This is a genomic window from Collinsella aerofaciens (assembly GCF_015558785.1).
Classification (GTDB): domain Bacteria; phylum Actinomycetota; class Coriobacteriia; order Coriobacteriales; family Coriobacteriaceae; genus Collinsella; species Collinsella aerofaciens_P.
In genome coordinates this window covers 39,878-54,795 of sequence record NZ_JADMOP010000007.1, presented here as the reverse complement: position 1 = coordinate 54,795, position 14,918 = coordinate 39,878, and the positions used below count along the sequence as shown (strand labels likewise).

Sequence of the window (14,918 nt, the reverse complement as noted above, 5' to 3'; positions counted from 1 at the left end):
CGTTTTTTATTGCCTGGTGGCATGTGGTAAACTAGCACGATGATATGTTACCTATGAAAGGAGACCGGATGCCGGGCGAGAATTTTCCTGGCGATAGGATCGTCAGCTTGGTCGATGAGCTCGAAGGGCTGATCGAGGAAGCCAAGCCGCCTTTCGGCAAGAACGCTCAGTTCAAGGTCATCGACGCCGACGTGTTCTTCAACATCCTCGACGAGATCCGCATGAGCTATCCTGAGGAGTGGCAGAAGTCCCGCCGTATCCTTAAGGAGCGCGAGGAGCTTATGGCTTCCGCCGCCGCCCAGGCCGATTCCATCATCGCCGACGCTCAGCAGCAGGCCCTCACCATTGCCGGTGAGCAGGAGATCGTCCGCCTTGCGCAGCAGCAGGCCGACGACATCCGCGATCGTGCCCAGCAGTACGAGCGGGAGACGCGTTATGCTGCCGAGGACTACGCAGAGCAGGTCTTTACGCACCTGGAGGAGAACCTCAAGAGCCTGACCGGCACCGTTACCCGTTGCCGTCAGCAGCTCAACGAGGGTGCCGCCCAACAGAATGGTCAGTGGTAATGGCTGAGTTCCCGAGCGTTACCGTCGATCTTTCCGAGCAGCTCGAGTTTCCTGGAGATTCGTATCCGCTGACCGGTAAGGTCGATGTCGCCACCTACACGGTGGGCGAGAAGGAGTACCAGCTTCAGGACGGCATCGACTACGACGTTGTCTTTACCAATGCCGGTACCGGTGTCTTGCTCACGGGCATGGTCCGTGCGCACGCCACCGGCGAGTGCGACCGTTGCCTGGAGCCCGCCTCGTTTGATATCGCCGGCGAGATCGAGGAGTTCTACCTCTTTGAGGAGCCCGAGGATCCCGAGGCCTACGAGGATGGCTACGAGCTCCTGGGTGAGGACCGCATCGTCGATCTGGGCGAGCCCATCAACGACGCGGTCGTTATGGACACGCCGTTTGTGGTGCTTTGCAAGCCCGATTGTCGCGGTTTGTGCCCCACTTGCGGTTGCAACCTCAACGTCGAGCAATGCGATTGCGCCGCCCAGGCAGAGGCAGAATGGGCCGCTGCCACGGAAAATCCATTTGCAGCATTGAAGAATCTCAAGCTCGATGAGTAAAACTGTGGTAGTATCGTTACTTGCGCGTAATCGCCACACTGGATAGTTCATAAGGAAGGTCACTATGCCCGTACCTAAACAAAAGCAGGGTCGTATCCGCACTCACACCCGTCGTTCCGCCAACATGAAGATCTCGGCTGCGGCTCAGTCCACGTGCCCCCGTTGCGGCGCTGTCAAGCTCCCGCACCACGTGTGCCCCAGCTGCGGTTTCTACAAGGACCGCGAGGTTATCGTTACCGAGTAACGGTATACTCTGGATGCGATGCCGTTCCAAATGGAACCACAATGGCCGGCTCAATGAGTCGGCCATTTTTGTATAAGGAGCATGTATATGAGTAACGTTCGCGTTTGTGTAGACGTTGTGGGCGGAGACGAGAAACCTCAGGTCGTTCTCGATGGTATCGAGGCTGCGCTTGCCGCCGATCCCGATATCGAGGTCTTGGCAGCTGGCCCCGCCGAAATCGTCAATCCCTTTGCCGCCTCCCATGCGCGCGTCGAGGCCCTGGAGGCACCCGACGTTATCGCCATGGATGACGATCCCATTCGCGCCGTGATGACCAAGCGTAAGTCGTCGATCGTGCTTTCTTGCCGCGCCATTAAGAAGGGCAACGCGGATGCGTTCTTCTCCGCCGGCTCGACCGGTGCCATGACCGCCGCTGCCACCGCCTACGTGACGCCGTTTAGGTATCAGGCCGAAGGCAAGAAGCAGCCGGTGCGTCCGTGCCTCACCAATGCGTTGCCCAATCGCGCCGGCGGTCTGACGGTGCTGTGCGACATGGGTGCCAACCCCGATGTGGAGGTCGATGACATGGTGCGTTTTGCTCAGATGGGTAGCGCCTATGCCCGCGTCGTCCTGGGCATCGAGCATCCCCGCGTGGGCCTGCTTGCCAACGGCACCGAGGACGAGAAGGGCTCCAACTTTACCAAGGCCTGCTTCCCGGCCATGAAAGCCGCCGTTCCCGGCTTTGTTGGTAACTGCGAGGGCACCGATCTTACGTCGGGCAATTTTGACGTCGTGGTCGCCGACGGCATGTCGGGCAACATCGCGCTCAAGGCCACCGAGGGCGCTGCCAAGTTTTTGCTGCAGGAACTCAAGGGTGCCTTTATGGCCTCGCTCGGCACCAAGATCGCCGCGCTGCTCATTAAAAAGCAGATGCGCGAGATTAAAGCCAAGCTTTCGGGCGACGCCAAGGGCGGCGCGATTCTTTTGGGCCTGCGCGGCGTGGTCCTGATCGGCCATGGTGCCACCTCGGTCGAGGCTGTTAAAAACGGTACGCTTGCGGCGGCCGAAGCCGTGCGCGCCGGGCTGGTCGAGAATGTCGCCAACTCTATGGACGGTATCGTTTTATAAGAGCGAGTTAGAGTGCTGTTATGTGCTTCGCGGCGCACGTCGTGGGGTAGAATCAGAACCGTGTCTTGGTACCGCCCGGGCGGTACCATTCTTTTGGTATTCATGCACTATGAGAGGAAGCGCTATGGACCGCTCCGAAATCTTCGACAAGATCGCCGAGGTCGCTGCTGACGTTCTGGGCGTCGATGTTGCCGAAATTAGCGATGAGACCACCTTTGACGACCTCGATGCCAACTCGCTCGAGCGCCTGCAGCTGGTTACGGCTATCGAGGACGAGTTCAACCTCGAGATCGATGACGAGACCCTTCTCTCGCTCAACTCTGTCGCCGACGCCGTCGACGCTATCGAAGCTGCCAAGGAGGCCTAAGTCTTGGCTTTATCCGACCGACTTACGCGCGCCCAGGAAATCTTGGGCCACGAGTTCAACAATAAGGTGCTGCTGCGCGCGGCGCTTACGCATCCCTCGGCAGTCGAGGGCCAGCCGGTTTCTGCCAGCTATGAGCGCCTTGAGTTCTTGGGCGATTCCATTTTGGGCGCTGTGGTCGCACGCTCCCTGTTTGAGTCCTATCCGGAGTTTGACGAGGGCAAGCTCACACGCCTGAAGGTGTCGCTTGTCTCGGGCGCTACGCTGTCCGAGGTTTCTCACGAGCTGGGCATCGACGACATCATCATCTTTGGTGCCTCCGAGACCGGTACCGGTGCGCGCGGCCTGCATTCGGCCCTCGAGAACGTCTACGAGTCGCTCGTGGGCGCACTGTACCTGGATGCCGGCTGGGATGCCGCAGCGGAGTTTATCCATCGTACGCTTAAGCCGCATTTGGCTTCCGAGCGTGCCGAGCATCCTGCAAACCCCAAGTCGTTTTTGCAGGAGTGCGTGCAAGCCGACGGTCACGAACCCCCGGCGTATAAGCTCGTTGGCTCCGAGGGCCCGGCGCATGCGCCCACCTTTACCGCCGTGGTTTTGATCGATGGTATTCGCCAGGGTCGCGGCTCCGGCTCCTCAAAGAAGGAAGCCGAGGGAGCCGCCGCGCTCGAAGCGCTCGACCGCATGGGTTACACCACCAACGGCGTGATTCTGAACAAGAAGCACGTGTAAGCGAGGAACCGTGTATCTCAAGTCCCTCACGCTCAAAGGGTTCAAGTCGTTTGCCGACCGCGCCCATATGACGTTTGAGCCGGGCCTGACCGTCATCGTCGGTCCCAACGGCTCGGGAAAATCGAACATCTCTGACTCGATTCTGTGGGTCCTGGGCGAGCAGAGCGCCAAGCAGCTGCGCGGCCAGGCCATGGAGGACGTCATCTTCTCGGGCTCGTCAGCGCGCAAGCCGGTGGGTGTCGCCGAGGTCACGCTGGTGCTCGATAACTCGGACCATATGCTGCCCGTCGATTTTGACGAGGTCGCCATCACCCGTCGCATGTATCGCTCGGGCGAAAGCGAGTACCTCATCAACTCGAGTCCGTGCCGCCTGATGGACATTCAGGACATCCTGCACGATTCGGGCCTGGGCAAGGATACGCATTCCATCATCAGCCAGGGCAAGCTCGACGCCATTTTGCAGAGCCGCCCCGAGGAGCGCCGCGCCCTCATCGAGGAGGCCGCCGGCATCTCCAAGCACAAGCGCCGCAAGGAGCGTGCGCTCAAAAAGATTAAGTCGATGGACGAGCACCTGACGCGTGCCCGCGACATCAATAAGGAAATCGCCCGTCAGCTGCGACCGCTGGAGCGTCAGGTCGATCGTGCGCGCAAGTACAAAGAGTTGTCCTCGCGCGCGAACGAGCTTACGCAGATGCTGGCCGTCGATGAGCTGCGTTCGCTGCAGTCGCAGTGGAACGACCTGGAGAGCCGCTCCAAGGAGGGCGCGGCCGAGCTTGAGCTTGCGCAGTACCGCTTGGGCGAAAAGGAGCGCGAGCTCGAGAAGCTCCAGGTCATGCTCGAGGAAAAGGGCCTGTTTGTGGGCGACCTGGGCGAGCAACGCCGCCATATGCAAGATGTGGTCGGCCGCATTAACTCCGACATGCGCCTGCTCGAAGAAAAGGGCCACAACATGGTGTCGCGCCTGTCTGACATGCGCGGTCAGATTTCGAGCTCCGAGCATCAGCGTCGTCGCGTGGTCGAGGAGCTCGAGGACGCGCGTGCGCAGCTTGAGGAAGTGACCGGTGCGCATATGCAGGCCCAGGAGGACGTTGACGCCGCTGGTCCTGCCGCCGCCGAGCTCCACGAGCGGCGCGTGGCGCTCGACAATCAGATTTCGAAGCTCACGCGTGAACAACGCGATGTGCAGCGCGTAGCCGATAACGCCGCGCTCGAGCTCGCCAAGGTGAAGGATTCCTTGAGCAATGCCGAGGTCGAGGACAACATGTATGCCTCGCGCCTGGAGCAGATCGATGAACAGCTCGAGGAGGTCACGGCCTCGCTCGAGAGCCGTCGCGACCGCGCCGAGGAGCTTGAGGGCGCTCTTGAGGAGGCGCGCCAGGCCCAGGTCGATGCGCGTGAGGCCACCGAGGTCGCCCGTGCGGCCCTGAAGGACTTGCGTAATCGTGAGAGCGAGGCGCGCAACAAGTTATCCGAGGTGCGCTCGGAGCTTGCCAGCCAAAAGAAGCTTGATGCGCGCATGGCCGACAGCTCGCCGCTCGTGAGCCGTCTGGTGGGTGCGCTGGGCGATGACGTAACGGGTCGCCTGGGCGATGTGCTCGAAGCCCCTCGCGAGCTTGAGGGCCTGGTTGAGCTATTGCTCGCCGGCGATATCGATGCGCTGCTGTTCGACGATACGTCTGCGCTTGAGCGTGCCGGTCGTGCGGCTCTGGACCAGAAGAAGGCCTCGGGCGAGGCACTGCTGGTGGCGCGCGGCGTGAGCGGCTCTACCGCCGCTGAGGGCGCCTCCGGTACCCGTCTGGTTGATCGTCTGTCCGTGCGCGCAGGCTACGGTCCCGTCGTCGAGGCGCTGCTCGGCGGCTATTACGTCGTTGACGATCTTGCTGCCGCGCTGTCGGCGCCGGTCGTTGAAGGCGTGACTTACGTGACCCCCGATGGCGCCCGCGTCGCCTGCGGCGGCCTGGTGCGCGTGGGGCTTGATGCCGGCGAGGCTTTGGGTGCCTTGGAGCGCAAGCGCCGCATCCGTGAGCTCGAGGGCCTGGAACCCGATCTGGCTGCCATCTTTGAGCATGCTTCGGACCAAGTCGTTGAGGCCAACGCTGCCGTCGAGGAGGCCCGTGCCGCCGAGGGCGATGCCGCCGGTGAGATCGCCCGTCTTGAGGGCGAGCGCCGCTCGCTGCTCTCCGAGATCGGCCGCCTGGAGCAAAGCGCCAACAATGCCGAGGTCGAGCACGTGCGCATCTCCAAGCGCCGCGAGCAGGCTGCCGAGGCCGTTCGTGCCGCGCGCCCGCGCGTTGACGAGCTCACCCGTTCGCGTGACGAGGCGCGTGCACAGGCAAGCGACCTGGGTCTCCAGATTGCCGAGGCCAACGATGAGCTCGATCGCGTTCGCCGTGACGATTCCGAGGCCGCCGGTAAGCTCGCCGATGCCAAGGTGCGCCTGGCCCAGACGAGCGAGCGCCTGCGTTCGCTGAAGGGCCGCGTGCCCGACCTTGAGCATCGTCTTGAGGGCATCGACCGTCGTATCCGCGGAACACGCCAGGCTTCGCGCTCGCTCGAGCTGCTGCGCCTGCGCGTCGACCCCATGCACGAACGCTATTCTGCCCTGTTGGAACGCGCGTCGGATTGGGCAGCGCGCCTGCGTGACCAGGCCTCTCTGGAGGAGGCGGACTCCGCTTCGCTCAAGAAGACCATCGAGGATGCCAAGGCAGAGGTTGCCCGCGCTAAGGAGCGAGTCGATACCGCCTCCGCCGCGCAAAACGAGTTCAAGGTCGCGCGTGGCAAGCTCGAGGTACAGGTAGAGGCCGCCATTAAGGCCATTACCGCCGATGGCACCACGGTACTCGAGGAAGCGCTCATGCTTCCGGCGCCCACGGACCGCGATGCCGCCGAGCGCGAACTCAACCAGCTTGTGCGCCAGATCAACAACCTTGGTCCCGTTAACCAAGTTGCCATGGAGGAGTACGAGCAGCTCAAGCGTCGCGCCGACTACATCGAGGAGCAGCTGGCCGATCTGGAGAGCGCGCGCAAGGCGCTCACCAAGATCACGGTGGCCATTGATCGCAAGATGCGCAAAGCCTTCCTGGTGACGTTTGAGAAGGTCGACGCGAACTTCCGCGAGATCTTCGCTATGCTCTTCCCGGGCGGCCAGGCTCATCTGGAGATGACCGATCACGAGCATCCTGCCGAGACGGGTATCGAGGTCGTGGCGCAGCCGCGCGGCAAGCGCATCACCAAGATGATGCTCATGTCGGGCGGCGAGAAGAGTCTGACGGCGCTCGCCCTGCTCTTTGCCGTGTATCGCACGCGCACGGTGCCGTTCTATGTGCTGGACGAGGTCGAGGCGGCGCTCGATGACGCCAACCTGTCCAAGCTCATCGGCGCGCTCGATGTGTTGCGTTCCGATACGCAGCTCTTGGTTATCTCGCATCAGCGCCGTACTATGGAGGACGCTGACGTCCTCTATGGCGTCTCGATGCAAGCCGACGGCGTCAGTCGCGTCGTCTCTCAAAAACTCGATCGCGAAACCGGAAAGGTCGTGAATGCATAATGGGATTCTTCGATGCTCTCTCGCGCGGACTTGAGCGCAGCCGCGAGGCCCTCAACGAGGTCTTCTACTTTGGCGGCGAGGTCGACGAGGATTTTTGGGAGGACCTGGAGGACACCCTCGTCATGGGTGACATGGGCGCCGAGGTCGCTATCAAGGTCTCCGATGACCTGCGCGATGCCGCGGCCAAGAAGAACCTCAAGACCGCTCCGCAGCTTCGCCGTGCCCTGGCCGAGCAGCTTGAGCAGCACTTTGTGCCCATCGAGCGAGATCCGTTCTCCGATACGCCGAGCTGCGTGCTGTTTGTGGGCATTAACGGTGCCGGCAAGACCACGACGGTCGGTAAGATCGCGAGCGCCATGGCCGCCCGCGGCAAGAACGTCGTGATCGGTTCGGCCGATACCTTCCGTGCTGCCGCTATCGAGCAGCTCGATGTGTGGGGCCAGCGCGCCGGCGTCCCCGTCATCAAGCGCGACCGCGGCTCCGACCCGGCAAGTGTTTGCTACGACGTGCTCGACGAGGCTGACAAGCGCGGCAGCGACCTGGTGCTTATCGATACCGCCGGCCGTCTGCACACGAGCCCTGAGCTCATGCGCGAGCTTGCCAAGGTGGTCAATGTGACCCGTAAGCGCGCCGCCAATATGGCCGCCGGTCCCATGCCGGTTTCGGTCGTGCTTGTGATCGACGCCGCGACGGGCCAAAACGGTCTGAACCAGGCGCTCGAGTTTAACGAGGCGCTGGGCCTGGACGGTATTATCATGACTAAGCTCGACGGCACGGCTAAGGGCGGTATCGCCATGGCCGTGGCCGAGAAACTCAAGCTCCCGATCCTGCGCGTGGGCGTGGGCGAGCAGGTCGATGACCTGCAGGAGTTCAATGCCAAAGATTTCTGCCGCGCCCTGGTGGGCGAGTCCAATTAAGGAGTGACTAGTGTTTGATTCCCTGAGCGATCGCCTCAACGACACATTTGACCGCCTGCGCGGCAAGGGCAAGCTTACCGAGGCCGATATTACTTCGGCCATGCGCGATATTCGCATGGCGCTGCTCGAGGCCGACGTTAACTTTAAGGTCGTCAAGGAGTTCGTCGCCAAGACCAAGGAGCGCTGCATGACCGCAGAGGTCATGGAGTCGCTCTCTCCGGCGCAAAACGTCGTCAAGATCGTGCTCGACGAGCTTACCGAGATGCTCGGCTCCACCGAGAGCAAGCTCGTCTTTAGCAACCGTATTCCCAATGTCATCATGCTTGTGGGTCTGCAGGGCTCCGGTAAGACCACGGCTGCCGTAAAGCTGGCCTACCTGCTCAAGAAGCAGGGTCGCTCGCCGTTGCTCGCCGCGTGCGACGTCTACCGTCCCGCTGCTGCCGACCAGCTGGCCACGCTCGGTGGCGAGATCGGCGTACCGGTCTTCCGCGGCGACGGTGCGCACCCGGTCGATATCGCCAAGGGCGCCATCCAGGAGGCCGTCGACCACCTGCGCGATGTGGTCATCGTCGATACCGCCGGACGTCTTCAGATCGATGAGCAGATGATGCTGGAGGCCGTGGACATCAAGAAGGCCGTCAAGCCCGATCAGGTGCTGATGGTCGTCGATGCCATGACCGGTCAGGATATCGTCAACGTCGTCTCGACCTTCGCCGAGCGCACCGACTTTGACGGCGTGATCATCTCTAAGCTCGACGGCGACGCCCGTGGCGGCGGCGCGCTTTCCGTGCGCCAGGTGACCGGCAAGCCCATCAAGTTTGTGAGCATGGGCGAGAAGCCCGATTCGCTGGAGCCGTTCTACCCCGATCGTATGGCCAAGCGCATTCTGGGTATGGGCGACGTTGTCGGCATTATCGAGAAGGCCCAGGAGGCGGCCGACGCCGAGCAGCTCGAGGCCGCCGAGCGCATGCTGCGCGAGGGCTTTACCATGAACGACATGCTCGACCAGATGAAGGCCGTCAAGAAGATGGGCGGCATGAAGGGCATTCTGGGCATGCTCCCCGGTGGCCAGCGTGCGCTTAACCAGATGGGTGGTAACCTGGACGAAGGTATCTTCGATAAGAACGAGGCCATCATCATGTCGATGACCAAGGAGGAGCGCCTTCGCCCCTCCATCATCAACGGTCAGCGCCGTGCCCGCATTGCCAAGGGCGCCGGCGTGACCCCCACCGAGGTCAATAGCCTTATGAAGCAGTGGGGCGAGATGAACAAGATGATGGGCCGCATGCGCACGATGGCCAATCAGGCGCAGGCCGGCGGCAAGAAGGGCAAGAAGGGTAAGAAGGGCAAAAAGATGCGCATGCCCAATATTCCCGGTCTGGATGCCATGGGGCTGGGCGGCATGGGCGGCCTGGGAACGGGCGGCCCCAAGTCCGATATGGACCTGCTGCGCCAGATGGAAGCGCAGATGCGCAATAAGAAATAGTGCTGTAATTCCAGCTTGATATGGCAAAGGCCACTCGGTAGCTACCGGGTGGCCTTTGTTGTTGGCTTTGATTGTTGGGTTGCGTTCAGTGTCGCGCCCCGAGTTCACGGTGCCGTGCCGTTAGTGGCAGCCGCAGCCCTCGTGGCCCTCGTGCTCGTGATGGCCGTGGCAACCACAGGATTCGCCGTGCTCATAGGCGTGCTCGTGGTCATGGCCGTGGCAGCTGCACGTGGCCTCGCCGTTCTGTGCGAGCGTGCCGGAGATAAGTGCCTCGACGCAAGCGTCGCAGTTGCCTTGGGCACCTGCATATACCGTGATGCCGGCTTGAGCAAGCGCGTTGATGGCACCGCCGCCGATACCGCCGCAGATGAGCGTGTCGACGCCACCGTTGGCGAGCAGGCCCGCCAGGGCGCCGTGACCGGTGCCGCCGGTGCCTACGACCTGCTCGTTGAGCACCTTGCCGTCCTGAATGTCGTAGATCTTGAACTGCTCGCTGCGGCCAAAGTGCATAAAGATGTTGCCGTTGTCGTACGTGGTTGCCACTCTCATGGTGTCGACCTCCTTTGCTGGCCATACGGCCGTCACTGTGGTGATGGGGGAGTACGCGATATTGCCGCCTTCGATGACGATCGCCCGTCCATTGACCAGCGCGTTTGCCACCTTGCGATGCGCGCGGCTGCAAATGGCCGCCACCGTTGCGCGGGCGATGCCCATCTGCTGGGCGACCGCCTCTTGGTTGAGACCTTCCAGGTCGCACAGGCGCAGCACCTCAAGCTCGTCGACGGTCATGTCGATGGCATCACCGCTGGCCAGGCCATCGGGGGTAAAGCCGCGGTATTCGGGGATGATCCCGACGCGGCGCAGTTTTTCGCGTCTTCCTGCCATGCACACTCCTTATCTGACATATGTCAACAATAGGATAACGCGTTAGTCGTTGGGCGCAAGGCATTTCTGTCATATGTCAGAAAAAGGCTAAGATGCCTAGTTGCCGCATGCGGAGCCGCGCTGCCGTGCATTGCGTGTGCCGGACTAAGTGCCCAATTCGACACTCGCGCGCCTGGGCTACAATAAATCTCGCTTATAGGCGACTGACAGGAGGGTCAATGAGCAAAGCTGATCAGCAGTTTGTAACCATGTGCCGCGATATCTTGGACCATGGCACCACCACCGAGGGCCAAAAGGTCCGCCCAGTGTGGGAGGATGGCACCCCTGCCTATACCATTAAAAACTTTGGCGTCACGGCACGCTACGACCTGCGCGAGGAGTTCCCCGCACTTACGCTGCGTCGTACGGCGCTCAAGTCCGCCATGGACGAGATCCTGTGGATCTATCAAAAGAAGTCCAATAACGTGCATGACCTCAATAGTCACATTTGGGATGAGTGGGCTGACGAGACCGGCTCCATCGGCAAGGCCTACGGGTATCAGATTGGGCAGAAGAGCCATTATGCCGAGGGCGACTTTGACCAGATGGACCGCGTGCTGTACGACCTTAAGCACACGCCGTACAGCCGCCGCATTATGACGAACACCTATGTGTTTAGCGATCTGTCCGAGATGCACCTGTATCCGTGCGCCTACAGCGTGACGTATAACGTCACGCAGCGCCCGCAGGATGACAAACCGACGCTCAATATGATTCTCAACCAGCGCAGCCAGGATATTTTGGCCGCGAACAACTGGAACGTGTGCCAGTACGCCATTCTGCTAATGATGGTTGCGCAGTCGGTCGATATGATTCCCGGCGAGCTGCTGCATGTGATCGCCGACGCCCATATCTACGACCGTCATGTCGATATTGTCCGCGAACTTATCGAGCGTCCGCAGTTTGCGGCACCCAAGGTAACGCTCAACCCCGATGTGCATGACTTCTATGCGTTTACGACCGATGACCTGATCGTCGAGGGCTATGAGCACGGCCCGCAGGTCAAGAACATTCCCATTGCGGTGTAGGTGGTGCTCATGACGTGTAAGCTATCTGCTATCGTTGCCGTGTGTGACGATTGTGGCATTGGGTGCGAGGGCGACATGGTGGTGTCCAATCGCGCCGACATGCGCCATTTTGTGGCCTGCACCAAGGGCTGCCCGGTCATCATGGGGCGCAAGACGCTGCTGAGTTTTCCCGGTGGGCGTCCACTCAAGAACCGTCGCAATATCGTGCTTACCCGCGACGAGGATTTTGCTGTCGAGGGCGTCGACGTGGTGCATAGCATCGACGAGGCGCTCGCCGCGGTTGCCGATGAGCCCGTTGCCTGGGTGATCGGTGGCGGCGAGGTGTATCGGCAGTTTTTGCCGTATTGCGCCGAGGCCGAGGTCACGCACAACCATTGCACTCATGCCGTGGACACGTACTTTCCCGATTTGGACGCCGATCCCGCGTGGGAGATTGCGTGGCGTGGCGGGGTCGCGACGATTGCCGCCGGTGAGGGTGACGAGGGCGTCGATTATGAGTTCGTGACGTATCGTCGCATCGAGGCGTAAATCGTCTGGCGTGAACGGTATCATCGGGTTGATTGAATGCATGGGGCGGCGCTTAGCGTCGCCTCGTTTGGTATAGATGTGCTGTAAAGAAGGGTGCGGGCTGGCTGCTATGACTGATGCCGTTGAGGTTCTGCGAATTGATTCGCTCGAGGACGAGCGGCTCGATGCCTACGTGCGACTGACCGAGCGTGAGCTTCGCTGCGTGCTGGAGCCGCAGAAGGGCATTTTTATCGCTGAGAGTGCCAAGGTCATCGAGCGTGCGGTTCGCGCCGGATATGAGCCGGTGAGCTTTCTTCTGGGCGAGCGCTGGCTCGACCAGATGATGCCGCTGTTTGACCAGCTTGTCGTGCGCGAGGGAGCGGGTCCGGTTCCCGTGTTCGTGGCCTCCATGGAGCTCATGGAGCAGTTGACGGGCTTTAACGTGACGCGCGGCGCGCTGGCGGCGTTCCGTCGCCCGCGTCAGATTCCGGTTGATGAGTTCTTGGGCGGCGTTGTCGAGGCGGCGGGGGGTCGTCCGGTGCGCGTGTGCGTGCTTGAGGGTATTGTCGATCACACCAATGTTGGCGCGATTTTCCGCTCGGCTGCCGCATTGAACGTTGACGGTATTTTGGTCAGCCCGACGTGCTGCGATCCACTGTATCGTCGCTCGGCCCGCGTGAGCATGGGCACCGTGTTTCAGGTGCCGTGGACGCGCATTGGCAGCGAGGCTCGTGTGTGGCCGCATGATGGTCTGAGCGCGTTGCACGATGCCGGTTTTTCGTGTGCCGCTATGGCGTTGACGGACGACTCTGTTTCGCTTGATGATCCTGTACTGCGGAAGATTGATCGCTTGGCGATTTTTATGGGCACCGAGGGTGCCGGCTTGGGCGCCAAGACCATTGCCGGCTGTGACCACGCGGTGCGCATTCCGATGGCGCACGGGGTCGATTCGCTCAACGTGGCCGCGGCGAGCGCCGTCGCCTTTTGGCAGCTGTGCCCGCACGTGAGCAATGAGTATCACTACCAGCCGGGTTTGTATCACTAGGCAGATATTTTGCACTGGGCTCTGATTCGGGGTGTTTCGGTCGACGCCGGTCGGTGCTAAGCTGGTATTTGCTTTGGTCTTAAATTGCCGTTTTGTTGTTTAACATACGTTGGCGGGGAGGGCGTGTGGCTAAGAAATCTACGGCTATCGATGTAACGCAGGGTGTCATTTGGCAACAGCTGCTGTCGCTGTGCGTTCCCATCTTTTTTAGTTCGTTTTTTCAGCAGGCCTACACGCTTATCGGTACGTATATCGTCGGTCAGTTTGGCGGCAAGCTCGCGCTGGGTGGCATTCAAGCCACGATGGTGCTCACCGAGCTCTGCATTGGCTTTTGCGTTGGCGTCGGCGCCGGCTGCGCGGTCATTACCGGTCAGTATTTTGGCCAGCACGATGATGAGCGACTGAGTCGTTCGGTCCATACAGCCATGACGCTCGCGCTGGTGGGCGGTATCGCTTTCTCGATTCTTGGCATAGTGTTCGTTGAGCCCATGCTGGTGCTTATGAACACGCCGCATGAACTATTGGCCGAGGGCGTGGCCTATGCTCGCTGTTATTTTGCCGCGATGGTTGCGGCACTGCTGCTTAATATGGGAACCGCACTGCTGCGTGCCGTGGGCGACACGCGCGGCCCCGCCGTGATCATTGCCTCTGGCTGCCTGGTTAACGTGGTGCTGGATATCATTTTTGTCGCTGTGTTGCATATGGAGGCGCTGGGCTGCGGCATCGCGGTGGCGCTGACCATTTGCTCCAATGCAACGATGATCGTGTTGCGCATGATGCGCGCTCCGGGTGCATGGCGTCTTTCGCTGTCTAAGCTCGGTATCGATCGCGGTATTTGCAAGAGTATGATCTCGTGTGGTCTGCCACTCGGTTTTCAATCGGCTGCCTATTCGATCTCGAACGTGCTGATCCAGGTGTCGGTTAATTCGTTTGGCGCCGATGTCACGACTGCTTGGGGTCTATCTGGGCGCCTGGATGGCATTATCTGGATGGTGACCGAGGCGCTCGGCGTATCGATCACTACGTTCTCGGCGCAGAACTTTGGCGCGCGCAACTACGAGCGCATGCGCAAGGGCTACCATACGTCGCTCGTGCTGTCGTTTATGCTCATTGGTGGCCTGTCTGCCGTGCTGCTGGTGTTCTCGGGCCCGCTGTCGCGTTTGTTTGTCGACGATGCTTCGATTTCGGCGTACACCACGACTATCCTCCATTTCATTGCGCCGTTCTATGCGATTTTCTCGATTATCGAGAACGCCTCGGGTTCCATCCGCGGCGCCGGCGTGAGTTTGCAGCCTATGATGCTCACCATCTTTGGCACCGTTGTCTTGAGGGTGATCTGGGTGTTTGCGATCATGCCCTTCGATCCGTCGCTCGAGCATCTACTGCTGGTTTACCCCGTAACCTGGCTCATCACCGCAACCATGTTCACCATCTACCACCACAGCGGCAACTGGCTAGGTCGCGCCACCGCCTAGCTCATCCGTCAGATACCCCTGATAAGTTGCGGTGAAATAGTTCCTGAAAAGCCCTTGCGGACCGTCAAACAAGTACTATTCCACCGCAACTTCCTTATGAGCTGTAGGTGTTGGCGGAAAACGAATCAATTAGTATTCGATGCCTTGGCGGGCTAGGAGGCCTTCGTCGAAGTAGTGTTTGATGGGACGTATTTCGGTGACTAAGTCCGCGAGGTCGGCCAACGGCAGCAGCCCGCGGCCGGTTAGCACGAGCTCCGTGGTGGCGGGCTTTATCGCAATCAGTTCCTCGACATCCTCTCGCGCCCCAAAGCAGCCTTCGTCTTGCCCTTGCCGTCTCCCGTATAGATTTGAACCTTGCCGACTTACAGTGATGCCATCTCTGTCCTTTCGTGCCCGGCGTCGGTTTATCGTCGCTCGGGTTG

At 60.8% G+C, this 14,918-nt stretch carries 15 protein-coding genes and 1 pseudogene; 13 read left to right on the top strand and 3 right to left on the bottom strand.

What is annotated here, in order from left to right; translation table 11 throughout:
• Positions 1–68 precede the first annotated feature (68 nt).
• The 9 genes from I2G40_RS04875 (at position 69) to ffh (ending at position 9,517) form a co-directional block, all read left to right on the top strand.
• A complete protein-coding gene (locus I2G40_RS04875; RefSeq protein ID WP_040358176.1) occupies positions 69–566 on the top strand; it encodes an ATP synthase subunit B family protein in 498 nt (165 codons plus the stop codon).
• Entirely contained in the window at positions 566–1,120 is a 555-nt protein-coding gene (locus tag I2G40_RS04870; protein WP_055309521.1) for a YceD family protein, read from the top strand. Before I2G40_RS04875 ends, I2G40_RS04870 begins: the two co-directional genes overlap by 1 nt.
• A gap of 64 nt (positions 1,121–1,184) precedes the next feature.
• A complete protein-coding gene (gene rpmF, locus I2G40_RS04865) occupies positions 1,185–1,364 on the top strand; it encodes a 50S ribosomal protein L32 (protein ID WP_022094017.1) in 180 nt (59 codons plus the stop codon).
• 87 nt (positions 1,365–1,451) lie between these two features.
• On the top strand, positions 1,452–2,471 hold the full coding sequence (gene plsX, locus I2G40_RS04860) for a phosphate acyltransferase PlsX (RefSeq protein ID WP_117847658.1): 1,020 nt from the start codon (positions 1,452–1,454) through the stop codon (positions 2,469–2,471).
• 124 nt (positions 2,472–2,595) lie between these two features.
• Entirely contained in the window at positions 2,596–2,838 is a 243-nt protein-coding gene (locus I2G40_RS04855) for an acyl carrier protein (RefSeq protein ID WP_006234023.1), read from the top strand.
• A gap of 3 nt (positions 2,839–2,841) precedes the next feature.
• A complete protein-coding gene (gene rnc / locus I2G40_RS04850; RefSeq protein WP_195503185.1) occupies positions 2,842–3,567 on the top strand; it encodes a ribonuclease III in 726 nt (241 codons plus the stop codon).
• 10 nt (positions 3,568–3,577) lie between these two features.
• Complete coding sequence (gene smc / locus I2G40_RS04845; RefSeq protein WP_195544375.1) at positions 3,578–7,114, top strand: chromosome segregation protein SMC; 3,537 nt, start codon at positions 3,578–3,580, stop codon at positions 7,112–7,114.
• Positions 7,114–8,031, top strand: a complete 918-nt coding sequence (gene ftsY, locus I2G40_RS04840) for a signal recognition particle-docking protein FtsY (RefSeq protein ID WP_195544374.1) — start codon at positions 7,114–7,116, stop codon at positions 8,029–8,031. Before smc ends, ftsY begins: the two co-directional genes overlap by 1 nt.
• Positions 8,032–8,041: 10 nt before the next feature.
• Positions 8,042–9,517 carry a signal recognition particle protein gene (ffh, locus tag I2G40_RS04835; RefSeq protein WP_195544373.1) on the top strand — a complete coding sequence of 492 codons (1,476 nt, stop codon included), beginning with the start codon at positions 8,042–8,044 and terminating at the stop codon, positions 9,515–9,517.
• 120 nt (positions 9,518–9,637) lie between these two features.
• Here ffh and I2G40_RS04830 read toward each other — a convergent pair whose 3' ends face one another.
• Entirely contained in the window at positions 9,638–10,402 is a 765-nt protein-coding gene (locus I2G40_RS04830; protein WP_195544372.1) for a DUF134 domain-containing protein, read from the bottom strand.
• Between the two features lie 218 nt (positions 10,403–10,620).
• On the opposite strand from I2G40_RS04830, the gene thyA reads away from it, so the two are divergent.
• The 4 genes from thyA (at position 10,621) to I2G40_RS04810 (ending at position 14,496) form a co-directional block, all read left to right on the top strand.
• Positions 10,621–11,469: a thymidylate synthase gene (gene thyA / locus I2G40_RS04825; protein WP_055309513.1), complete on the top strand. Its 849-nt coding sequence runs from the start codon at positions 10,621–10,623 to the stop codon at positions 11,467–11,469.
• 9 nt (positions 11,470–11,478) lie between these two features.
• On the top strand, positions 11,479–11,997 hold the full coding sequence (locus I2G40_RS04820; protein ID WP_195544371.1) for a dihydrofolate reductase: 519 nt from the start codon (positions 11,479–11,481) through the stop codon (positions 11,995–11,997).
• Between the two features lie 109 nt (positions 11,998–12,106).
• Entirely contained in the window at positions 12,107–13,021 is a 915-nt protein-coding gene (locus I2G40_RS04815) for a TrmH family RNA methyltransferase (RefSeq protein WP_138112397.1), read from the top strand.
• Positions 13,022–13,146: 125 nt separating this feature from the next.
• A complete protein-coding gene (locus I2G40_RS04810) occupies positions 13,147–14,496 on the top strand; it encodes an MATE family efflux transporter (protein WP_195544370.1) in 1,350 nt (449 codons plus the stop codon).
• Positions 14,497–14,625: 129 nt separating this feature from the next.
• Here the strand turns inward: I2G40_RS04810 and I2G40_RS04805 are convergent.
• Positions 14,626–14,784: pseudogene (locus I2G40_RS04805) on the bottom strand (cob(I)yrinic acid a,c-diamide adenosyltransferase); the annotation flags it as partial.
• The gene (locus I2G40_RS09825) at positions 14,775–14,843 is read right to left on the bottom strand and encodes a cob(I)yrinic acid a,c-diamide adenosyltransferase (protein ID WP_148331232.1); all 69 of its coding nucleotides are present in this window, start codon (positions 14,841–14,843) and stop codon (positions 14,775–14,777) included. The gene I2G40_RS09825 and the pseudogene I2G40_RS04805, both read right to left, overlap by 10 nt.
• Positions 14,844–14,918 lie beyond the last annotated feature (75 nt).